Raw genomic sequence first — 20,532 nt, forward strand, 5'->3', positions numbered from 1 at the left:
CCCGGGGGGGCGCCTCTAACCCCCCCCTTCGGGGTCCCGGGGTTGTTGTGGGGCCGGGGGGGGGCCCCAACCAAACACCGTCGCACGCCCCCCGCCACTTTCCAGATCGGATCGTGTGGAGGTATCACTCCTGCGCCCCGCGGTGTCAGCCCGTCAGGCTGATACCGCGGACGCGACCCGGACGCCCGAACTCGACGAGGACGGAGACGGAGCGGAGGAAGACTGACCCCGGCCCGCTGTGCCGACCGCCCCCACTGTGACTTCGATCGTCAGGTGGCCAGAGGTCCATGCGTCCTCACTGGTCAAGAAGCTGTGACGATGTAGTTGGCCAATCGAGAGTTGGTTGACGGCGCTGATGCGCCGGTGGCCGGTGTCTCTGGGCCGTCCGGAGGGTGCACTGCTGGGGCGCGGCCCGTCTACTTGTCGACCAGACTCATGTGCATCTCGTTGTAGCGGTCGCCGCGGACGCCGATGCGGGCCGCCAGCGCGTCCAGGTCCGCCCGTTCGTCGGCAGACAGGGCGAGCTGTGTGGCGGCGGCGTTCTCCTCCACCCGTGCGATGCGGCGTGTGCCGGGGATCGGCACGATCGACGGGTGCTGGGCGAGCAGCCAGGCCAGGGCCACCTGTCCGGGGGTGGCGTTCTTCGCGTGGGCCAGGGCGGCTGCGTGGTCGATCAGTGCCTGGTTGGCGGCGAGGTTGTCCTGGTCGAACCGTGGAATGGTGGTGCGGATGTCGCCGTCGGTGAACACGGTCGTGGTGTCGACGGTGCCGGTGAGGAAGCCCTTGCCGAGCGGGCTGAAGGGGACGAATCCGATGCCGAGTTCGGCGAGCGTGGGCAGGACTTCGGGTTCGGGGTCGCGGGTCCACAGAGAGTATTCGCTTTGTACCGCCGTCACGGGGTGGACGGCGTGCGCACGGCGGATCGTCGCGGCACCCGCCTCCGACAGGCCGAAGTGCCGCACCTTGCCGGCCTGTACCAGCTCTGCGACGGCGCCCGCGACGTCCTCGATCGGCACGTCGGGGTCGACCCGGTGCTGGTAGAAGAGGTCGATCGTGTCCGTGCGCAGCCGGCGCAGCGAGGCGTCGGCCACCCGCTTGATCTGCTCCGGCCGGCTGTCGAGACCGACGGACTTGCCGTCTTCGATGCGCCAGCCGAACTTGGTCGCGATGACGGCCTGGTCGCGCACAGGGGCGAGTGCTTCGCCCACGAGCTCTTCGTTGGCGTAGGGGCCGTAGACCTCGGCGGTGTCGAAGAAGGTGACGCCGCGGTCGACGGCGCCACGGATCACGGCGATCATGTCCTGCCGATCGCCGGGATTGGGGCCGTAGCTCTGGGACATGCCCATGCAGCCCAGGCCGATCGCCGAGACCTCAAGGCCCTGGCCGAGGATACGGGTGTGCATTGTGTGTCTCCTTGCGGTGAGCGAGGTCAGAAGGCCGGGGGCAGGGTTCAGTGGCTGCTGGTGCGGTCCGAGTCTGCGGTTGCGGAGGCGTCTTCGATGACGGCCCAGGCGGCCAGCAGCTGCAGTGCATCGTGGGCCGGGGAGTCGGGTCCGGTGCTGCAGGCGGTCAGGGTCAGGCCGGGCTGTGCGGGCAGCTCCATGGCGTCGAAGTCGAGGGTGATCTCGCCGACGACCGGGTGACGGAAGCCTTTGCGGCCGGTGTGGTGCAGGCGCACGCAGTGCTTGGCCCACGCGGTGCGGAACTCCACGCTGCGGGTGCCGAGTTCGCCGATCAGCCCGGTCAGGTCACTGTCGCCGGGAGCCCGCCCGGCCTCGGTGCGCAGCAGGGAGACGGTCGTGTTCACGGACCGCTCCCAGTCGGCGAAAAAGTCCGGGCCGGGCGGGGCCAGGAACTGGAAGCGGGCGATGTTGACCGGGCGCGGTGCGCCCTCAATGAACAGCGGAGAGTACAGGGCACGGCCGAGTCGGTTGACGGCGAGGATGTCGAGGCGACCGTTGCGGATGAAGGCCGGGGAGTCGGTCACGGAGTCAAGGACGCGCAGGACACTGTCCGGCAGCGGGCCGCGGGTGCGCCTGGTGCGGCGTCGAGTGACGGCGTGGGCGAGGTCGTAGAGGTGGGCGCGTTCGGCCTCGTCGAGCTGCAGGGCACCCGCGATGGCGTCGAGGACTTCCTCGGAGGCTCCGGCGAGGTGGCCGCGTTCGAGGCGGACGTAGTAGTCGACGCTGACGCCGGCGAGCATCGCGACTTCCTCGCGGCGCAGCCCGGGCACGCGCCGGTTGCCGCCGTAGGCGGGCAGCCCGGCCTGCTGCGGGGTGACCTTGGCGCGGCGAGAGGCCAGGAATTCGCGGATGTCGCTCTCGGTGCTCACGCCCTCCAGGCTATGGGGGCTGGCGCAGGCGAGGGGGGCTCTGTCAGTACCTGGCACGGCCGTGCCTTCCGCCCGCGCGGGACTGCGGTTGCCTCGGTGGTGGCCGCTGCTGCGGCTCCCGGGCGGACCACCTCGGACGAGAGCTTCAGGGTGCCAGGACGGGCACCTGATTCCAGGACGGCAGGGCCCGGCCACACACCGTCTATGAGCGAAGGAGTCGGCCTATGGCGAAGCGGTCCGCACCCTAGGAGCTGGTCGGCGTCGCGCCCAAGCTCGTCGAGGTCACCAACGGTGTCCTCTTCGGCGACGTCGGGGAGCGGTCCGGCCTCGCCCCGCGGGATCGCAGCCTGGTCACCGTGAGCGTGCTCGCCGCGCTGTACCGCGGCAAGCAGTGCAGGCTCACGCCAGAGCCTGGTGGCCGTGGGCCTCCAGCCAGTCGATCAGCAGCTTCCGCTCCCTGACCGCTGCGGCCTGCTGTGGCCCACCGCGGGACGGCCGCGTGAACGCCTCCAGGGCGCGGTTGGCCGCCCAGAGCCTGAGCTGGCTGACCGTGACCCGGTCCAGCTCCCCTCTCTGACGCCAGCGGGCCAGGGCAGGCTCGGCGTCCGGCCGGCATTGCGCGAAGAACTGATCGACAAGACCTTTGGCCACGCAGTCGAGGGTCGTCATGCTGCCCTCCCGTGCCGGTATCACCCCAGGGTGCTCTCCGGCCGCCTCAGGGGGTAGGGCCGACCGACCCCCCGCGGGACGGCACCTCGGTGCGTGCAACCGCCGCGATCTGGCCATTTCCTGGCTGAGTCCTGCTGCTTCACATGATCTCCGGCCGCTGAGCTGGTTGGATCACCCGGTGCCTCACACGGAGGCACGTGCCACCCCGTTGCCCCGGATGAGCGACGCGGTCCGGCGTGCTCGCATGGCTCTGGCAGGAGCGCACGAGGAAGTTGTCAGCATGACCACGCCAGCGTCGCCCTCCTGGGCGATCGACGTTGTCGACACGCTCGGCACCGTCTTGGTGCGGGTGGCCGGTGAACTCGACATACGCACCGCGCCCGAACTCGCCGCGGTGCTGGCGCCCCTGCGCTCCCGCCCCTGTGAACTCGACTTCGCCCAGGTCTCGTTCGCCGACTCCAGCGGCCTCAACCTGCTCCTGCGCCACCGCCTCCAAGCCCAGGCGGCACACGGCAGCCTGCGACTCGTCGCCGCCTCACCCCCGGTACGACGCCTGCTCGATGTCGCCGGCGTGACCCAGCTGCTGCTCGAGGCTCCAGGCCTGCCGGACATCCCGCACGAGGGCTGAGGCCCGACGAGGCGATCACGCCGTCGCGGCGACCGCGAGCGCGAAAACGATCAGCGCGGACGCGGCGACCAGTATCGAGGCCCGAAACAGGGAGCTGCCTGCGCGGCCTGGCCCCGCAGTATGCCTCCGATCTTGGACGGATTGGAAACATCTGCAGCCGTCGTGCCGCACAACCGGAGAGTCCAGCCAGTACGCGCCCAGCAGCTGAGGCATCGGGCCGGGGGTCGGCTTATCCGCCATGCATGACCCAACGACAGCAGCAGCTGCCGGACACGGCCACGAACACCGCCTTCACGAAACCGCTCCCGGCCCTCCAGCCGGCGAGACCTCACTCGGCAGCCGAGGATCGCGTCTGCCGGCACCGCCGACCGGCCAGGATTGGTCATTTTCAAGGCCAGGGTCACCGGCCGTGACGTCCACACCGTCGACGGTACGCCGTGCAGCAGGCCCGGGTCATCGGCGTGCCTTCGGGCGATGTCAGCCCACGGAGACCGCCGTCCCGGCGTATGCCAGCGCCGCCACGGCCAGTACGACGGCGGGCAGCGCCCGCACCGGCGGGTCGCCGTGCCGCAGGTGGACCACCGCCGCGGCGGCCATCAGCAGCGCCAGCCCGATCGCGGCCGCCGCTCCGAGCGGACCCGCAGCCAGTCCGAGCAGCAGCCCGGCGGCCCCGGCGACCTCCAGGGCGCCGATGACGCGGTATTGGCCGGGTGACATGCCGAGGTGAGCCGCCGCCTGGCGCATGACCGGCGCCGCGGCGATCTTCGCCAGGCCCAGGGGCAAAAGGACGACGGACAGGGCGACGGCGAGGGTGATCTGCGCGGCTCTCATGCCGACCGGTTCCGGCGTTCGGCGCCCAACCGGGCGAAGTGGTCGATGAGGCCGGGCTCGTCCACCGCGGCCGGGTTGACGACCTGCTCGATGGGGGCGCCCTGGAGGAGGCGCTTGACCGGGACCTCGAGCTTCTTGCCGGTGCGGGTGTGCGGGATGCCCGGCACCTCGATGATCTCGTCGGGTACGTGGCGTGGTGAGGCGCCGGTGCGGACGGCCTCGCGGATGCGGTCGCGCAGGGCGTCGTCCAGGGTCGTACCGGCGGCGGGGACCACGAACAGCGGCATCCAGTAGCCGCCGTCCGGTTCCTCCGCGCCGATGACCAGGGCCTCGGCGATCTCCGGGAGGCGTTCGACGACATCGTGGATGTCTGCGCTGCCCAGCCGTACGCCGTTGCGGTTCAGCGTGGAGTCGGAGCGGCCGTGCACGATCACCGAGCCGTGGCCCGTGAGCGTGATCCAGTCCCCGTGCCGCCACACTCCGGGGTAGGAGGAGAAGTAGGCGTCGTGATAGCGGCTGCCGTCGGGGTCGTTCCAGAAGTACAGCGGCATCGACGGCATGGGGCGGGTGACGACCAGCTCGCCGACCTGGTCCACCACCGGCATGCCCTCGGCGTCGTACGCAGCCAGCGCCACGCCCAGGTGCGGGGCCGACAACTCCCCTGCCCAGACGGGGGTGTTGGGCGCGCTGCCCGCGAAGCCGGAGACCACGTCCGTGCCGCCGCTGATGGAGGCCAGCAGCACGCGGTCGCCGACGTGGTCGCGAACCCACGGATAGGCGGAGGCCGGCAGGGCGGAGCCGGTACAGCCGACCACCCTGATCGACGACAGGTCGTGCGCGGAGGGGTCGATGCCGAACTTGGCCATGCCCAGCAGGTACTGGGGGCTGGTGCCGAAGACGGTCACCCGGTGACGGGCGGCCAGCTCCCACAGCACGTCGAGCTTGGCGAAGGGGGCCGGGCTGCCGTCGTACGTACACGTCGTGGCACCGGTCAGCAGCGTGGAGACGACCAGGTTCCACATCATCCAGTGGGTGGTGGTGTACCACAGGAGCCGGTCGCCGGGGCCGAGGTCGGAGTGCAGGGCGAGGGTCTTGAGGTGTTCCAGCAGGACACCGCCGTGGCCGTGCACGATGCCCTTGGGCAGGCCGGTGGTACCGGAGGAGAACACGACCCACAGAGGGTGGTCGAACGGCACCGCGGTGAAGGCGAGTTCCTCGGTGCGGGTAGCCGCGTCCTCCCACGGAACCACCAGGGACGGGTAGTTGCCCTCGGGCCAGGGCAGGCCGACATGGTCGACCAGCAGCGTCGCCTTCAATGTCGGCAGGGCCCCGGCCAGTTCGAGGACGGCCTTGCGACGGTCGTGGGTGGCGCCGTTGAACAGGTAGCCGTCGGCCGCGATCAGCACGGTGGGTTCGAGCTGGCCGAACCGGTCGGCGGCGGCCTTCGGCGCGTAGTCCTGACCGCACACCGACCACACGGCGCCCAGGCTCGCCGCGGCGAGGAACGCGACGATGGCGTGCGGGGTGTTGGGCAGGTAGCCGACGACCCGGTCACCCTGGCCGACACCCAGGTCGCGCAGGGTCGCGGCGACGGACGCGACCAGCAGGCGCAACCGCTCGCCGGTCAGCTGGTAGCCCGAGCCGTTCTCGTCCAGTGCGATGATCGCGGGCCGGTCGTCGGCGAGGTTGCGCAGGGCGTGGTGGGCGTAGTTGAGGGTGGCGCCGGTGAACCAGCGGGCGCCGGGCATCCGTTCCTCGGCCAGCACCTGCTCGTACGGGGTGTCCGCGTCGAGGTCGAAGTACTCCCACACCGCACCCCAGAAGCCCTCCAGGTCGGTGACCGACCACTGGTGCAGGGCGGCGTAGTCGGTGCCGTCCATCCCGGCGTGGCGGGCGAAGTCCATGATGTGGCTGTCGGTGACGGCCCGTGGATCGGGCGTGGTGAAGGGGTCCGGGTACGGCCTGGTCATTGTGGGGCGCTCCTCAGCAGGCTCTGCTCGGCGGTCCGGGGGGAAGGTTGGGGGCTGCGCGTGGTGTGCAGGAGGCGTGCCCAGGCCGCGGTATCGGTGAAGTCGCGGCCGCCGACCGGGACGACGTCCTGGACGACGCGGTCGGGGCGCAGCAGGACGGAGTCCGCCCGGCCGGCGCGCAGCCAGGCGGACAGAGTGCCGTCGTCGCCGACGTCGGCCACGGAGACCGTCTGGATGCCGAGGCCTTGGGCGAGCGCGATGAGCGAAGGCGAGGGATCGGCCGTGGTCAGGATCGTGAAGGAGTCGCCGAGCAGTTCGTCGAGACGGGTAGGCCGGCCGTCGACGTGCACCCAGGGCTGCGGACACATCGTGCCCGCCAGGCTTCGGCGGATGCCGCGCCGCACGAGCGGTCCCGCGGTCAGGGGCGGGCTGAGGTCGCGGCCGGCCCGTTCGGTCAGGCCAGGTATGCGGCATGCCGCGGACAGCACCCTGCGGCGGATCGCGGCGGCGCCGTCCTGGCCGCCGGTCATGGCCCATCCCATGATGACCGCGAGCCGGACCACATGCCGGGCGTGCGGCCTGCGTTCACGCTCGTAGGTGTCCAACAGCCGTTCGTCCGCGCCCTGTCGGAGTACGCGGGCGAGTTTCCAGGTGAGGTTGTGGGCGTCTCGCAGCCCCGAGCACAGTCCCTGTCCGACGAACGGTGGGGTGAGGTGCGCGGCGTCGCCGAGGAGGAAGACCCGTCCGCTGCGCCAGCGGTCGGCGACGCGTGCCCGGAAGGTGTACTGCGTCTCGCGGACGACCTCGAAGTCCCCGTCGTACGAGGGCGGCAGCCACGGGGCAACCAGCTCGCGGACCGTCTCCTGCCCGTCCCGGAGCCGGAACTCCCAGCGGTAGCGGCTCTCGTTCACCCGCATGAAGGTCCCCGGCCGCTCCGGGTCGCAGACCTGGTCGACGCCCTCCCAGCAACGGACGGGACCTGTCGTCTCGGCGTCGATGACCGTCCAGCGTTCCTCGAAGTGCAAGTCCTCCCAGACGCCGCCGATCGCCTCGCGGGTGAGGCTGCCCGCGCCGTCGCAGCCGAGGACCGCCTCGGCCCACAGCTCGTGATCGCCGGTGTCGTCGCGGTAGGTCACCCGGACGGGGCCGGCGGTGTCCGGGCCGACGCCGGTGACCTCCACGCCACCGCGCAGTTCGCATTCCGTGCGCTTGGCCAGGGCGTCGCGCAGCACCCGTTCCAGCTCGGGCTGGTCGAACATGCTGGACTGCGGATAGCCGTGGTGGCCGTGCTGGGAGCGCCGGAACTCGGCCATCACCCGGTGCCGGGCGTCCAGCAGCCGCAGCCCGTTGGCCGGGCGGGAGATCGCGGTGAACTCCTCGCCGACGCCCGCGGCCTGAAGGATCCGATGGATCTCGTCGTCGTTGGCTACGGCGCGCGGGAGGGGATAGATGTCCCGGTGGCGTTCAAGGACAACACTGCGGATCCCGCGCCGGGCCAGGAGGAGGGCGGCGGTCACGCCCACCGGCCCGGCCCCGACGATCACGACGGGCACACGTGCGGCTTCGTCGACGGTCATGTGCGGCTCACCTCGGGTGTCAGTTCGCGGCCGCGACGGGCGTGCGCTGCTCGCCGAGGTCGATGTGGCCGTCCGGGGTCGCGATCGTCGCCGTGATCACGTCGCCCGTGTGCAGGTAGTGCGGGTTCTTCGCCTGGCTCTTGAAGAAGGCCTTCCACTTCACCGCGGGCGGCAGCAGCGAGCCGATCTTCTCGACGGCCTTCGGCGGCGCCTTCAGGGCCGTGCCGCCGGGAGTACCGGTGAGCAGCAGGTCGCCGGCGTCCAGGGTCTGGAAGCGGGCCAGCAGGGTCAGCGCCTGCGCCGGACGCACGATCATGTCGGCCAGGGTGCGGTCCTGGCGCAGCTCGCCGTTGACGCTCAACCTCAGCCGCAGATCGAGGAGACGGGCGAAGTCCGCCGGCTCCAGGAGCGTGAGGTGGGGCCCGGTGGGCGTGAAGGTGGGGTACGACTTGCTCTCGTAGAACTGCGTCTTCGTCAGCTGTACCTCGCGGGCGCTGATGTCGTTGGTGATCACCAGCCCGGCGACGTACGACGGCAGGTCCCGCTCCTCGACCACGGTATTGATGGGCAGCGGTGCGCCCATGACGAGCCCGAGTTCGATCTCGTAGTCCAGGAACTTCACGTGCGCGGGGCGGACGACGGCTTCGCCGGGACCGCTGACCGAGCCCGACGCCTTACGGAAGAAAGCAGGCGGGATGTCGCCGGTGAAACCCGAATCGCGGGCGTGGCTCCGGTAGTTGACCATCTGGGCGACCACCCGGCAGGGCGTGGTGACCGGCGAGAGTGCAACCAGATCGGCGACCGGCGTGCCCGGCTCGCCGGAGACGGCGGCCTCCTGGACGGCGGCGCGGTCGGCCAGCAGCTCGGCGGTGGTCACGGCCTTGGTCTCGACAGGGACGGCTCGGTCGCCTCGGACGACCCACCAGCCGTCGGCGGTGCGCAGGACATTGGTGCTCATGTCAGTACCTTTGTGAAGGGAATCGCGTGCGGTGGTTCAGGAGTTGGCGGCCTTGAGCAGGCCGAACAGTCGCGCCGGGTCCATCTCGTTGTCGCCGCGCAGCGCCTCGATGACATCGCGGACCCGCTGCGGCGAGGGGCTCGCGCCGAGGAAGTCGCGGGTGGCGGGTGGGCCCCACTGGGCCAGACCGCTGGTCGACATCGGTGCCCAGCCCGGCTCCACGTCGCAGGAGAACAGGTCGCCGTCGGCGAAGTGCTCCAGCATGAAGTGGTCGGGATCGCGCCAGTAGTCGAAGAGCTGGCTGCCCTGGATGTGCCGGCCGATGCCCCAACTGCGCTTGTAGCCGCGCTCCTTGAGGTACTCGCCGCCGGCCGCGATCGAGTCCAGGTCGGTGACCTGGTAGGCGGAGTGGACGTAGCCGTTGCCCGGGCCCAGGTGCATGGCCAGCGTGTGATGGTCGACGGCCAGGCCGCCCTGGTCGCAGCGGACGAACGCCATCGTCGGGCCGCGCCCGCGCTGTCCGTCCAGGAACAGGAAGTCGGACACGATCATGCCGAGGGTGTCCAGGTACCAGTCCAGCGCCCGGCCGAACACCCGTGTCTCCAGCACCACATGCCCAAGACGCTGGATGCGGGAGGGCTCGCGCGGCGGCCGCTGGGTGGCGTTCGTACGAGGGTGATCGGTGCCGAAGTTCAGCAGCAGCGACTGCTGTTCCGGCAGCGCCTGGAGCTGTTCGCCGCAGTGCACCACCCGCACCGGGAAGCCCGAGGGGTCGAGCAGGTCGACCGCCTGGCCGCCGCCGGGAACGTCGGCTTCCCGTACGGACGATCCGGTGGTGCGGGCCAGCCGGTCCAGGTCGGTCCGCTCGGCGGCACGGAACGCCGGGCCGATGAAGCGGGAGGTGCGCCCCTTGCGGATCACCATGCAGGGTGATCCGGCGAAGGTGCCGCGCAGCCACAGTTCCCGCTCGGTGCGCGCTGCGATGCCGAACCCGAAGTCCCGGGCGAAGACCTCGGCGCGGTCCAGGTCGGGCTTCTCGAACTCCAGCCAGGCCAGGTCGGCCACCTTGATCACGGGATTCCGGGAGCGACCAGGGTGTTCGCCGCGCAGGGCGCCCTGCTCGCTGTGGAGGTCCTGGTGGGCCGTGATGACGTCGGCCCCGTTGACGCGGATTTCAGACATGGTGCCCTCCGAGCAACATTGCCGTAATGAGGAAATCATCAACTGTGACAGTTCTGTCGTCAAGATGTTCGCGGCAGGAAATGATGAATTCATCAGGACTGCGATCGTTATCGTCCCGAGGGTTAGACTCTGCGCATGTCTACGTCAGCCCTGCCCAGCAACCGGTTCGAGCGGCGTCGCGCGGAGACCCGCAGGGCTCTTGTGCGAGCGGCCCGGCAGATACTCGCCGAGAGCGGCGACACCAGCGCGAGCATCCAGGCGATCGCCGAGCGCGCCGACGTGGGCTTCGGCTCCTTCTACAACCACTTCGACTCCAAGGCGGAGTTGTTCGAGACGGCAGTGGTGGACGCCCTGGAGGAGTTCGGCCAGGCCTTCGACGAGCGTCTGACGGGGATCGACGACCCGGCGGAGCTGGTCGCGGCCGGCTTCCGGCTCAGCGCCCGCATGGCCGACTCGCACCCGGAGCTGATGCAGGTTCTGCGCCGCCGCGGCCTCGGCCACATCCACTCGGACAACGGCCTGGCCCGCCGGGCGCTGCGTGATGTCCAGGTCGGCATCGCCTCCGGCCGATTCACCACCCTCGACCCCGTGGTCGCCCTGTCCGCACTGGGCGGAACCCTGCTGTCTCTGGTGGAGCTGCGATTCGCCCGCCCCGAGGTGGACGGCGACGAGGCCGCCGTGAACCTCGCCGAGATGGTCCTGCGCATGCTGGGCCTGTCGATGGACGACGCCCACGAGGTCGCACGGCGCCCCCTGCCCGACCTCGACTGACTTCAAGCGGACGACGAGTCCGGGCGGAAGGTGACCGATCGGCCCGTGAAGCGGGCATCGATCCCGTCCTCGGTCGTGGTGACCGACCGCAGGTGGAGCCCCTCGGGAACGTTCTGCAGCGGGATGGGCTCGTCCAGAGCCCTGTTGAGTAGTGATTTCAGCGGGGGAAGCAGTTCACCCTGCTCTGCCCGTACGCCGGTGAAGGCGATGCGGTTGCCGCTCGCCGCCGAGACGGCCGCGCTCACGGTCACGTCACCGACCAGCGGCAGACTTGCGGTCGCGTTGACCCGGCCCAACTCGTCGCCTTGCGACACTTCCACGCCGAGCGCGCTCGACACGTCCGCGTACGACAGGTGGGCGGTCGCCTGAACGCTGCGGGCGTGCGCCTCGTCGGCGCCCCCCGAGGCCTTCAGTCCGTCCATCCCGACCGTCAGCTTCGTCACCGGCAGGGGCCGGGTCGTGCCGTTCGCGGGGATGTCGTGGGCGGTGAGGTCGACGTGGTCAAGGCGGCCCTCGGCGAGCTGGGTCAGTACGGGAAAGCCGCTGACGTGCACTGATGGGCGATCGGCGGTTCCCATTCCATCCTGGAAAGCCTTGGCCGTGCGGCTCTCCGCGCGAGCTGCGGCGATCCGGTCGACTGTGACGGCGCCGATCAGCAAGGCCGCCAGGGACGCGGCGACGATGATCAGGCGTCGCCTGGCCCGGGCCGGGGGGCTCACGTACACGGAGCCGTCGCCGTAGTAGGGCTCGCCGACGTACTCCTCGTCGCGGTGGGACTGGTACATGGTTCTCCGTACGTTGTTGGGCGGCCCGGGAGGGCCGGGTGTGGCTTGGGGAAGTGCGCCTACGCGGCGTCGCCCTCGGGCCGGACGAGTCCGTGGACACACGTGGCGGCGCTGTCCGCGTCCACGCCCATCGCGATCAGGGCGGCGGTCGCGGTGCCGGTGCCGTCGTCGCTCCAGGCCCCGCTGTTCACGCAGTCCAGAAGCCCTAGCAGGTGTCCCTCCAGTGCCCGGGTCAGCACCGCCGACGGAATGCCGGTCTGGAAAACGCCCTGCCGCTGGCCCCGGGAGATGATCGCCTCCGCCGTGTCGCGTGCGGGGGCGAGGACTTCGGTGACCCGTTCGGGGCCGAGGTCCTGGGGGGCGAGGCGGAGCAGGATGCGGTAGCGGTCGCCGACGGGCCAGACGGCGAGGACGAAGCGGGCCAGCTCCGTGGCGGCATCCGTCACGGGTGCGCGCGGGACCGCGAGTGCCTGCCGCAACGCTTGCGCGGCGTCCTCCACCAGTCCCTCCATGAGCGCGGCCCGGCCGTTGAAGTGGCCGTAGACCGTGCGTCGTACGACGCCTGCCGCCTCGGCGATGTCACTGAGGCTGCTGTCGGGGTCGCGGCCGAGCTGCTGTCGGGCCGCTTCGAGGATGCGGGCCCGTGTGAGCAGGGTTCGGCTGCGTTCCGGGGTGGCTGTGACGGGTGCGTGGGTCATGTCGGACCTCCGGTAGACGAGGGAGGGCGACTCGATAGTTGCACAACGACGGGCAATAAACTAGTCTGCACATCGACGGGCAATTAACTGCCCCTGGTGCCGGCCCCCTCGTGGTCTCGCTCGCACCGCTCCCTTTGATCCACCCACCGAAGCCACCGCTTCACCTCCTGCCGAGGAGCCTGACGATGCCGCTCTTTGCGAAGACACCCGTCGAGAAGATGACCGAGCCCTATCCACGCCGCTGGTGGGCGCTGCTGGTGCTCTGTCTGAGCCTGCTGATCGTGGTCATGGCGAACACGTCGCTGATCGTGGCCGCCCCAGACATGACCAAGGACCTGGGGCTGAGCAGCAGTGACCTCCAGTGGGTCATCGACGGCTACACCGTCCCCTATGCCGCGCTGATGCTTGTGCTCGGTGCGATAGGCGACAAGTACAGCCGTCGGGGCGCCCTCGTCCTGGGCCTGCTGATCTTCATCGGCGGTTCGGTGATGGGCGGCCTGGTGGACGAGACGAACCTCGTCATCGTCGCCCGCGCGATCATGGGCGTCGGTGCCGCCGTCGTCATGCCCGCCACCCTCTCCCTGCTGGTCGCGATCTTCCCGAGGGCCGAGCGAGCCAAGGCGATCACCGCCTGGTCCGCGACCTCCGGTCTCGCCATCGCCGCCGGCCCGCTGGCCGCCGGCTGGCTGCTGGAGAACCACGCCTGGGGCTCGACCTTCCTGATGAACGTGCCCATCGCCGTCCTCGGCGTCGTCGGCGCGCTGCTGCTGGTGCCGCCGTCGAAGGCGGAGGGCATGGGCCGGATCGACTACGTCGGCGGTCTACTGTCGATCGTGTCGGTCGGCTGCTTGGTCTACGCGACCATCGAGGGCCCGCACTTCGGTTGGGGCGCCGGCCCGACCACCGCGGCCGTGGTAGCCGGTGTGGGCCTGCTGGCCTTCGTCGCCTGGGAGTTGAAGCACCCGAACCCGATGCTGAACGTGCGCAAGTTCACCGAGCGGCCCTTCAGCGGCTCGATGCTCGCGGTGCTGTTCTTCTTCTTCGGAACCTTCGGCTCGATCTACTACTCCACCCAGTTCCTGCAGTTCGTCCTCGGCTACGACGCCCTGGAGACCGGCATCCGCCTGCTGCCGCTGGCCGGCGCGGTCTTCGTCGGCGCCGCGGTCACCGGAAAGCTCGCCCCGAAGCTGGGCGTGAAGCTGGTGGTCGGCACCGGCATGGTCATCGGCACGGCAGGCGTCTTCCTGCTCACGCAGATCGAGTCGGGCTCGACGTACACCGACTTCCTGGCACCCCTGCTGCTGCTCGGCTTCGCCATCGGCCTGAGCCTGTCCCCTGCCACCGACACCATCATGGGCTCCTTCCCGGAGGACGAGCTGGGCGTCGGCGGCGGCGCCAACGACACCGCGCTGGAACTGGGCTGCGCCCTGGGCATCGCCATCCTCGGCTCGCTGCTGGCCACGTCCTACAAGGACAAGCTGACCGACATGGTCGGCGGCCACCTCCCGGCCGCGGCCATGGACACCGCCAAGGACTCCGTCGGCGGCGGCATCGCGGTCGCCGAGCAGGTCGCCAAGAACCCCCAGGGCGGCGCCGAGCAGGCCCAGACCCTGCTGGGAGCGGTGCACGAGTCCTTCGCCCACGCCATCGCCCACACCAGTCTCATCGGCGGCATCATCATGGCCGCCGGAACCCTGATCGTCATCGCCGTCCTGCCTGGCCGCAAGCACACCACCAAGCACGGTGCGGAAGAGGTGGCGCAGACGACCGAGGAACAGACCGAGACCGTGGGCGCCTGAGCCCCGTACATCGGAGGCCGGAACCCCGATTCCGGCCTCCTCCGCCCCCAGGACGGGCCGTGCCTTGAGCGGCGCACGGCCCCGGGACGGTGCCGGGAGGGGACGCCCGGCACCGTCCTCTTTTGCTGTCCACACCCGGGACGTTGACACACCCACGAGCGCCGCAGAAGGCTCCGGATGGTGAGCTCCAGAAGGACGCGCGGGGGCGTCCCCTGCCGGATCCCGAGCTGCGGCACAAGGTGCGGGCACTCCTGGGGCGGGACGTGGGCGAGTTCGTCGAACGGGAGATCGCGCCTGAGTCCCCGGACTTGTTGCGCGACCAGATCAGCGTCGAGATCGGCTACGCGTTGCCCCAGGACCCCTTCCTGTCCGGCGGGCGCGGCAGGGGTTTCGGGCCGCGCTCCACGGTGGCACGGCGTGTGGGAACCGGCTCATCCGGCAGACGGACCACGGGCCTACCGTTCCTAATCAGTGAGCAGGAGTGTGTCTTGGACTCACTGCCAGTCACTGCGCGCATCCCGAACGGTTTTGGATGTGCTGGTTGCCCGCGTTCTTTGATTGCTCCCAGTCCGGGCGGGTGGCTCGTGACCACGGTCCGTGACGGGGCGGCGGGTTTCCTCACGCCCTTGGTCATCCGATATGGCCTGGAGGGTCCGATGCCCGTGCACATCGCTCTGGTGTGCACGGGGCGGTGGCGTCCGTCGCCGGATCGGGTGTCCGAGGGCGCGTCGTCCAATCGCGATGCTCGCGGCATCGTGACGGGTGGTGGTGCGGCGGGGCGCGGTCATGGGCTTGTGCCAGTGCTGCGCGCCCCACTGGGAAGTGTAGGCCGGATCGACGGCGACGATGGCGATGCCAAATACGGCGGCCATCGACACGAGCCGTGCCTTGAGTCTGCCGGTAGGGATGCCGGAGATGAGTTGCCTAAACCGCTTGTTGCGACCGTGCTTCTCGCGGGTTTTCTCGATGGCAAAGTCGAGGTCTTCGATCGCGATCGCGGCGACGCCGCACTGCCTGGCCCAGTGCAGCAACTGGCTGATGGCGTGCCGGATCTGCGCATCACGATGATGGGCGGTGCCGGTGAGATCGTAGGGGAACCGCTTGGGTTGGCCGGTCGGGTTGCCGTGCACGTCCAACTGCCATGCGGCGAAGTGGTCGGCGTTGGTGTCCACGCCGACCACGCCGCCTGCCCGTGCCGCCTCCAGCGGGATCGTCCGCACGACAGGCCGGGTCCATGACGCGTCCAGGTACCAGCGGCCACGGGCCACGTTCAGATGGATGCGGTAGGCCACCGCACGGTTCGTCTCCACGCGGTCGGCCCATTCTTCGCCACGATGGGCGAAAGCGACCTTCGCGGCGAGGACGTACCGGCCGTGCTTGGCATTGGCGTGTTCCGCCAGCGGTGCGGGCAGCTTGACGCTGACCTCGCCGTCGGGGGTGACGCGGATCGTTTCGTTTCCGTATCGCTTCCCCGACTCACCGTCAGCCGCGAGGAACCAGCGCGCCGCCTCCCAGCGTTCCCGCCACCGGGGCTCGGTGAGCTTGGCGTCCTGCAGGTTGTGCCTAGTGTTCAGCAGCTGCCGGCCGCCGCGTACCACGTGCACGACACCGGCCTCATGATCGGCCCGCACGCCGGCGTGTCGGTCCCTAAGCATCACCAGGCGTCGGGACTTGACGAACCACTCGTGCTTGGAGCGGTAGCCGCCGGGGGCGCGCTTGCTGCCCTTCTCCCCGATCGGCAGGGACAGACGGTGCCGCAGCGTGCGGATGCCTGCATCGAGACAGTCCAGGTGTGCGGTCTGACCGCGCCGGGACAGCGCCCACTGATCGTGGGTGGCCTTCGTGATGCTGCCGGCCCAGCGGGACGACGACTGGACGGTCACCTCGCGCTTGCGGGCGGCCCACGTGTCGGTGGAGTGTTCCAGTCCGTCAGCACAGCGGGCCGCCAGATCACGGGATGCCAGCGACCCAAGGTGCTCGCCGAGCAGCCGCAGGAGCCTGTCATCCTCGGCGGTAAGGCCCTTGAGGCGGTCGCGTATCGACACACCCGACGGACCGAGCGCGACAAACGGCGAGCGGATCGCGCGCAGCGGCTTTTTGGACTCACCCATCGGCAGCCGCCGCTGCCAGGGCCTTCCTCGCCCGGTTCTTCGCCGACCGGCGACCATACAGGCGGGCACAGAACGAGGTCAGTATCTCGATCATGTCCCGCACGAGGTCGTCTTCGACTTCGCCGTCATCCAGCACCACCAAGCTGCGCCCGGTCGCGGACAGCGCGGCTTCGATCAGCTCCACGTTCATCCGGCCGAGCCGGTCCTTGTGCTCCACCACCACGGTTGTCACGTCCGGGTCGGCGAGCAGCCGCCTGGCCTTTGTTCGACCGCCGTTCATGCCCGAGGCGATCTCGGACTCGATCCGCACCACACGGTGGCCGCCGGCGGCAGCCCATTGGGCGAGCCGGGCAACCTGACGTTCAAGATCAGACTTCTGATCGTGCGACGACACGCGGGCATAGAGGCCCACACCACCCGTCACGGCCGGTAAGGACCTCGCCTCAATGTTCACCAGAATCGTGCGCGGTCCAACCCGCTCGGCCGGGACCGGCAACGTCCCCTCACGGAACCAGCGATAGGCGGTATGCGGGTGCACACCGTTCGCTTTCGCCCACTCCTTGAGGTTCATACAGTGACCCTAACACCCACTCAGAGGCCCTCATACACACTAAAGTTGACTCAAACACGAGCAGTTCGTAACCCCTTCTGAGCGGCAGAGAACTCCAGACGGTGGCCACCGCGGAGGAACTCACGGAAGCTCCCCGACCGAGGCAGCCCTTGGCTGTCCGTACCGGCGGTGACGTGGTGGGACTCGGGGGCAACTGGCGTCTGCTGCCCGTGGAGTTCGGGGACGCCGTGACCGCTCTGACGTGCTGCGACCGATCGGCAACGGCGGGCGCGCGCTGTGCGAATGGATGCGGACCCGGGCGAGCGAAGGACGGCCCGTACTCGCGCGTGGCCATGAACTCGCCTGTGCCTGTCGAGCTGATCAAGGACCCTGAGTTCAACGCACATCTGGACGACCTCGACCACGGCAAAGCGGCTCTCGCCGTCACGACCTCAAGGATCCTGCCGCATGTGTTCCAAGGCATGCAGGCCGGCCCCGACGAGATGCGCCGTGCAGCCAAGTCCTCCGCGTACGAGGCACGCATCATCGAAGACCTTGTCCAGCCGCTCGGGGACCGGCAGCCACTGGTCGTGGCAGCCCTGGAATCGGTGGGCTGGCTCTCCGCCCTCCGCTGGGAACTGGTCGACACCTGCGCGTATGCCGGCAACGGCGGATTCACCCTGATCGGGCAGCGCCTCCAAGGAAGCCATCCTGACTGGGAGCCCTTCAAACGCTCATTCCCCGGCACCCTCGACCCGGACCGCATCTACGTGGAAGGCCTGTCTTCCTCGCAGCCGCTGCCGTTGTGGCCCGTCGCGCGGGTCGAGGTCTGCGAGGACTGCGACGCAGGCGAGATCTTCCTGTTCCACAAGTTCGACAAGGCGAGCGGGGACATCACGCTGCGCTGCGGCAGAGACCACAAGGTCCCCCGGGACGAAACCTGAAGGTTGTCACCCTGGCCCCGGTCGCCGCTGAGGCCCGGTGTCAGCGACGTCTCACTGGCCGTCGGTCGTCGAGGCCGGTGTCGTCGCCGTGTCGTCGGCCGGTGTCCCGTTGTCCGACGACGTGTCCTGAGCCTCCTCGGTGACGACGACCACCGTGTAGCCCGCCTCGACCTCGCTCCCCGCGCTCGGGGTGCTCGACGTGACCACGGACTCGGAGGCCTGGGGGTACCCGGAGGCGACGGTCACCTGGAGGCCGAGTCCGCCCAGCTCGTTCTGGACCTCGGCAAGGGTCTTACCGACGATGTCCGTCGGGATCTGCACGGTCTGCACCGACTTGGCGAGCTGGACGTCGACCGAGGTACCGGGCTTGACCTCCTCTCCCGCGGTGGCGCTCTGTTGGATGACGGTTCCGGCTTCGGCGCTGCTCTCCACCTCGGTCGTGTCGCCCAGTTCGAGGTCGTGCTCGGCGAGCAGCTTGCGGGCCTCGCTCAGGGTGCTGCCGGTGAGGTCGGGAACCGTGGCCTGCTCCGCCTCCTTGGCCACCGTGAGGGTGATCTCGGTCCCCTTCTCGACGCTCTTTCCGCCGGCCGGGTCCTGCTCCAGGACGGTTCCGGCGTCCTCGGTGGAGAACTCGTGCCGGACCTTCACCTTGAAGCCCTTGTCCTTCAATATCCGGGACGCGTCGTCCTCGTCCTTATCCGTGACGTCCGGCACCTCGGCCTTCGGAGCACCGGTGGAGACCGTGACCGACACCGCGTCCCCCTTGTCGAGCCGACCGTCGAGCGGGGTCTGCTCGCAGACGTGGCCCTTGGGCTGGTCCGCGCAGGGTTTCTTCTCGGTGACGGTGAGGGTGAGCCCGACGTTGTCCGTCGTACGACGGGCCTCCTCCACGGTCTGCCCGACGAGATCGGGTACGTCCGCCTTGCCGTCGTCGGCCGTGCCGCGCCCGAGGATGAACCAACCGAGCACGAGCGCCACGACGACGACCGCGACGCCCACGGCGATCAGCACGGCACGTCCTCTGCGACGGCCGCTGTGCTCCTCATCTCCACCGTCGACATCCTCGTCGCCACCGTCGGGCGCCTCATCCGGGACGGCCCGCGTCCCAAGGCATGCCTCGATGTCGGCGAGCATCGCCTCTGCGGACTGGTAACGGTACGCACGGTCCTTCGTCAGTGCCCGCAGGACGATCGCGTCAACCTGCGGGCCGACCTCCGAGTTGTAGAGGCTCGGCGGTCGCGGTTCCTCCTGGACGTGCTGATACATCACCGCCATCGGCGAATCACCGGTGAACGGCGTGCGCAGGGTGAGGAGTTCGTGCAGCAGACAGCCCACCGAGTAGAGGTCGGAGCGGGCGTCGACGTCCTGTCCCATCGCCTGTTCCGGGGAGAGGTACTGCGCGGTGCCGATCACGATGGAGGTCTGTGTCATGCCGACGTCCCGCGCGTCACGGGCGATGCCGAAGTCCATGACCTTGACCTGACCGGACCAGGTCACCATGACGTTGGCGGGCTTGATGTCGCGGTGCACAATGCCGTGCTGGTGGGAATGGGCGAGCGCCGCCAGGATGCCGGCCGTCACCTCCAGGGCACGTCCGACGGTCAGCGGCGGTCCGGAGTACAGGGCCTCGCGCAGCGTCACGCCGTCGACGTACTCCATCACGAGGTACGGCAACTGCGCCCCGTATGCCAGGTGTTCGCCCGTGTCGTAGACAGCGGCGATGGCCGGGTGATTGAGCGAGGCGGTGGACTGGGCCTCTCGCCGGAACCGCTCCTGGAGTGCTGGATCATGGGCCAGGTCGGTGCGCAGCGTCTTCACTGCGACGCTGCGGTCGAGCCGGAGATCGTGCGCGAGATGCACCTCGGCCATCCCTCCGGAGCCGAGCAGCAGCCGCAGTTCGTACCTGTCGCCGAGGACAGCCACCGGCGCGGGGTGGGAGAAGGCCAGATCGTCTGGTCCGCCGAAGTTCATGCGCAAGATAATTGCACATCTAAGGGTAACTAAAGAACCGGGGGCGGACACTCAAAGACCCCGGCGCTTCGCACCGGGGCACGTCGAACTGTGTGGGGGCGAACTCACGCCTCGGCGGCGGCCACCTCATCGACGACGATCCGCGCCCGCTTCTCCGCCACACCGGCCGCGATGAGCGTGGTGATGGCCACCCGGGTGCCGTTGTCCTCCAGCGCCCCGGTGTTGACCTCTTCCAGCAGGGAGACCGTCATCGCCTCCAGACCGGCACTCAGCACCGGGGCCGGCAGGTGGGAGTGGAAGACGCCCTCCCGCTGCCCTCGCTCCACGATGGCCGTGACCCTGACCCGGGCGGGCTCCAGGATCCCGGCGACACGCTCCATGCCGAGGTCCCGTCGGGCCAGCGCCAGGAGCATCCGGTAGCGATCGCCCACGGGCCACAGCGACAACGAGAAGTGGGCGAGCGCCCGATCGGCCGGTTCCGTCGTGCCCGCTCCGATCGCAACGGCGGCCTGGAGCGCCTCTGCGGCCTCCTCGGCCAGCGCGTCCAGCAGTGCCGCCCGCCCGGGGAAGTGCCCGAACAGAGTGCGTCGTACGACACCGGCGGCGCGCGCCAGCTCCTCCAGGGTGATGTCGGGATTCCGCCCCAGCTCCTGACGCGCGGTGGCCAGGATGCGGGCCCTGTTGGACCGTGCGTTGCGTCGCTGTGGCACACGGCCGACGGGCTGGGACACGGCGGAACCTCGAAGAAGCCAGGGA

18 protein-coding genes and 1 pseudogene are annotated in these 20,532 nt (G+C 69.7%); 5 read left to right on the forward strand and 14 right to left on the reverse strand.

All coding sequences use genetic code 11. The features are described 5' to 3' along the window. Window positions 1–416: 416 nt before the first annotated feature. Together ABZ880_RS51040 and ABZ880_RS51045 are read right to left on the reverse strand one after the other, a co-directional pair. Window positions 417–1,403 (reverse strand): aldo/keto reductase, encoded by a 987-nt coding sequence (locus ABZ880_RS51040; RefSeq protein WP_361278079.1) that lies wholly within the window; start codon window positions 1,401–1,403, stop codon window positions 417–419. 47 nt (window positions 1,404–1,450) lie between these two features. Beyond that, entirely contained in the window at window positions 1,451–2,332 is an 882-nt protein-coding gene (locus ABZ880_RS51045; RefSeq protein WP_361278081.1) for a helix-turn-helix transcriptional regulator, read from the reverse strand. 251 nt (window positions 2,333–2,583) lie between these two features. Here ABZ880_RS51045 and ABZ880_RS51050 point away from each other — a divergent pair. After that, a pseudogene (locus ABZ880_RS51050) lies at window positions 2,584–2,724 on the forward strand (carboxymuconolactone decarboxylase family protein); the annotation flags it as partial. 7 nt (window positions 2,725–2,731) lie between these two features. Here ABZ880_RS51050 and ABZ880_RS51055 read toward each other — a convergent pair. Beyond that, window positions 2,732–3,001: a hypothetical protein gene (locus ABZ880_RS51055; protein ID WP_361278083.1), complete on the reverse strand. Its 270-nt coding sequence runs from the start codon at window positions 2,999–3,001 to the stop codon at window positions 2,732–2,734. A 280-nt stretch (window positions 3,002–3,281) separates the two neighbouring features. Between ABZ880_RS51055 and ABZ880_RS51060 the strand changes: the two genes are divergently transcribed. Further along, complete coding sequence (locus tag ABZ880_RS51060; RefSeq protein WP_361278085.1) at window positions 3,282–3,629, forward strand: STAS domain-containing protein; 348 nt, start codon at window positions 3,282–3,284, stop codon at window positions 3,627–3,629. 477 nt (window positions 3,630–4,106) lie between these two features. On the opposite strand, the gene ABZ880_RS51065 is transcribed toward ABZ880_RS51060, so the two are convergent. Genes ABZ880_RS51065 through ABZ880_RS51085 form a run of 5 tightly spaced genes read right to left on the reverse strand, consistent with a single transcriptional unit; the run spans window position 4,107 to window position 10,147 of the window. After that, window positions 4,107–4,460, reverse strand: coding sequence for a DoxX family protein (locus tag ABZ880_RS51065; RefSeq protein ID WP_361278087.1), 354 nt, complete (start codon window positions 4,458–4,460; stop codon window positions 4,107–4,109). Then, a complete protein-coding gene (locus ABZ880_RS51070; RefSeq protein ID WP_361278089.1) occupies window positions 4,457–6,430 on the reverse strand; it encodes an acetoacetate--CoA ligase in 1,974 nt (657 codons plus the stop codon). The genes ABZ880_RS51065 and ABZ880_RS51070 overlap by 4 nt, the downstream gene beginning before the upstream one ends. After that, window positions 6,427–8,007, reverse strand: coding sequence for a bifunctional 3-(3-hydroxy-phenyl)propionate/3-hydroxycinnamic acid hydroxylase (locus ABZ880_RS51075; RefSeq protein WP_361278091.1), 1,581 nt, complete (start codon window positions 8,005–8,007; stop codon window positions 6,427–6,429). The genes ABZ880_RS51070 and ABZ880_RS51075 overlap by 4 nt, the downstream gene beginning before the upstream one ends. A gap of 19 nt (window positions 8,008–8,026) precedes the next feature. Continuing rightward, complete coding sequence (locus tag ABZ880_RS51080; protein ID WP_361278093.1) at window positions 8,027–8,965, reverse strand: fumarylacetoacetate hydrolase family protein; 939 nt, start codon at window positions 8,963–8,965, stop codon at window positions 8,027–8,029. A gap of 36 nt (window positions 8,966–9,001) precedes the next feature. Further along, a complete protein-coding gene (locus tag ABZ880_RS51085) occupies window positions 9,002–10,147 on the reverse strand; it encodes a VOC family protein (RefSeq protein ID WP_361278095.1) in 1,146 nt (381 codons plus the stop codon). A gap of 135 nt (window positions 10,148–10,282) precedes the next feature. Here ABZ880_RS51085 and ABZ880_RS51090 point away from each other — a divergent pair, with 135 nt between their 5' ends. Further along, window positions 10,283–10,918, forward strand: a complete 636-nt coding sequence (locus ABZ880_RS51090; protein ID WP_361278097.1) for a TetR/AcrR family transcriptional regulator — start codon at window positions 10,283–10,285, stop codon at window positions 10,916–10,918. A gap of 2 nt (window positions 10,919–10,920) precedes the next feature. Here ABZ880_RS51090 and ABZ880_RS51095 read toward each other — a convergent pair whose 3' ends face one another. Together ABZ880_RS51095 and ABZ880_RS51100 are read right to left on the reverse strand one after the other, a co-directional pair. Next, window positions 10,921–11,703 carry a DUF2993 domain-containing protein gene (locus ABZ880_RS51095; RefSeq protein ID WP_361278099.1) on the reverse strand — a complete coding sequence of 261 codons (783 nt, stop codon included), beginning with the start codon at window positions 11,701–11,703 and terminating at the stop codon, window positions 10,921–10,923. A gap of 59 nt (window positions 11,704–11,762) precedes the next feature. Further along, window positions 11,763–12,401 (reverse strand): TetR/AcrR family transcriptional regulator, encoded by a 639-nt coding sequence (locus ABZ880_RS51100; protein WP_361278101.1) that lies wholly within the window; start codon window positions 12,399–12,401, stop codon window positions 11,763–11,765. Between the two features lie 185 nt (window positions 12,402–12,586). Between ABZ880_RS51100 and ABZ880_RS51105 the strand changes: the two genes are divergently transcribed. Continuing rightward, window positions 12,587–14,200, forward strand: a complete 1,614-nt coding sequence (locus ABZ880_RS51105; RefSeq protein ID WP_361278103.1) for an MFS transporter — start codon at window positions 12,587–12,589, stop codon at window positions 14,198–14,200. Between the two features lie 494 nt (window positions 14,201–14,694). Here ABZ880_RS51105 and ABZ880_RS51110 read toward each other — a convergent pair whose 3' ends face one another. Further along, window positions 14,695–16,311, reverse strand: a complete 1,617-nt coding sequence (locus ABZ880_RS51110; RefSeq protein ID WP_361278105.1) for an IS200/IS605 family accessory protein TnpB-related protein — start codon at window positions 16,309–16,311, stop codon at window positions 14,695–14,697. Next, window positions 16,304–16,882 (reverse strand): IS607 family transposase, encoded by a 579-nt coding sequence (locus ABZ880_RS51115; RefSeq protein WP_361278107.1) that lies wholly within the window; start codon window positions 16,880–16,882, stop codon window positions 16,304–16,306. The genes ABZ880_RS51110 and ABZ880_RS51115 overlap by 8 nt, the downstream gene beginning before the upstream one ends. A gap of 227 nt (window positions 16,883–17,109) precedes the next feature. Between ABZ880_RS51115 and ABZ880_RS51120 the strand changes: the two genes are divergently transcribed. Continuing rightward, entirely contained in the window at window positions 17,110–17,805 is a 696-nt protein-coding gene (locus tag ABZ880_RS51120) for a hypothetical protein (protein ID WP_361278109.1), read from the forward strand. A 51-nt stretch (window positions 17,806–17,856) separates the two neighbouring features. Here ABZ880_RS51120 and ABZ880_RS51125 read toward each other — a convergent pair whose 3' ends face one another. Together ABZ880_RS51125 and ABZ880_RS51130 are read right to left on the reverse strand one after the other, a co-directional pair. Continuing rightward, window positions 17,857–19,776: a PASTA domain-containing protein gene (locus tag ABZ880_RS51125; RefSeq protein ID WP_361278111.1), complete on the reverse strand. Its 1,920-nt coding sequence runs from the start codon at window positions 19,774–19,776 to the stop codon at window positions 17,857–17,859. 104 nt (window positions 19,777–19,880) lie between these two features. Next, window positions 19,881–20,507: a TetR family transcriptional regulator gene (locus ABZ880_RS51130; RefSeq protein ID WP_361278113.1), complete on the reverse strand. Its 627-nt coding sequence runs from the start codon at window positions 20,505–20,507 to the stop codon at window positions 19,881–19,883. Between the last annotated feature and the right edge of the window lie 25 nt (window positions 20,508–20,532).

This window comes from Streptomyces sp. NPDC047043 (genome assembly GCF_040644055.1).
Lineage (GTDB): Bacteria > Actinomycetota > Actinomycetes > Streptomycetales > Streptomycetaceae > Streptomyces.

Excerpts from the sequence above, each read along its gene's own strand:
- ABZ880_RS51100 (WP_361278101.1), bottom strand. The coding sequence starts at position 12,401 with ATGACCCACGCACCCGTCACAGCCACCCCGGAACGCAGCCGAACCCTG.
- ABZ880_RS51080 (WP_361278093.1), bottom strand. The coding sequence starts at position 8,965 with ATGAGCACCAATGTCCTGCGCACCGCCGACGGCTGGTGGGTCGTCCGA.
- ABZ880_RS51085 (WP_361278095.1), bottom strand. The coding sequence starts at position 10,147 with ATGTCTGAAATCCGCGTCAACGGGGCCGACGTCATCACGGCCCACCAG.
- ABZ880_RS51095 (WP_361278099.1), bottom strand. The coding sequence starts at position 11,703 with ATGTACCAGTCCCACCGCGACGAGGAGTACGTCGGCGAGCCCTACTAC.
- ABZ880_RS51125 (WP_361278111.1), bottom strand. The coding sequence starts at position 19,776 with ATGAACTTCGGCGGACCAGACGATCTGGCCTTCTCCCACCCCGCGCCG.
- ABZ880_RS51060 (WP_361278085.1), top strand. The coding sequence starts at position 3,282 with ATGACCACGCCAGCGTCGCCCTCCTGGGCGATCGACGTTGTCGACACG.
- ABZ880_RS51075 (WP_361278091.1), bottom strand. The coding sequence starts at position 8,007 with ATGACCGTCGACGAAGCCGCACGTGTGCCCGTCGTGATCGTCGGGGCC.
- ABZ880_RS51090 (WP_361278097.1), top strand. The coding sequence starts at position 10,283 with ATGTCTACGTCAGCCCTGCCCAGCAACCGGTTCGAGCGGCGTCGCGCG.
- ABZ880_RS51070 (WP_361278089.1), bottom strand. The coding sequence starts at position 6,430 with ATGACCAGGCCGTACCCGGACCCCTTCACCACGCCCGATCCACGGGCC.
- ABZ880_RS51040 (WP_361278079.1), bottom strand. The coding sequence starts at position 1,403 with ATGCACACCCGTATCCTCGGCCAGGGCCTTGAGGTCTCGGCGATCGGC.
- ABZ880_RS51115 (WP_361278107.1), bottom strand. The coding sequence starts at position 16,882 with ATGAACCTCAAGGAGTGGGCGAAAGCGAACGGTGTGCACCCGCATACC.
- ABZ880_RS51105 (WP_361278103.1), top strand. The coding sequence starts at position 12,587 with ATGCCGCTCTTTGCGAAGACACCCGTCGAGAAGATGACCGAGCCCTAT.
- ABZ880_RS51110 (WP_361278105.1), bottom strand. The coding sequence starts at position 16,311 with ATGGGTGAGTCCAAAAAGCCGCTGCGCGCGATCCGCTCGCCGTTTGTC.
- ABZ880_RS51065 (WP_361278087.1), bottom strand. The coding sequence starts at position 4,460 with ATGAGAGCCGCGCAGATCACCCTCGCCGTCGCCCTGTCCGTCGTCCTT.
- ABZ880_RS51055 (WP_361278083.1), bottom strand. The coding sequence starts at position 3,001 with ATGACGACCCTCGACTGCGTGGCCAAAGGTCTTGTCGATCAGTTCTTC.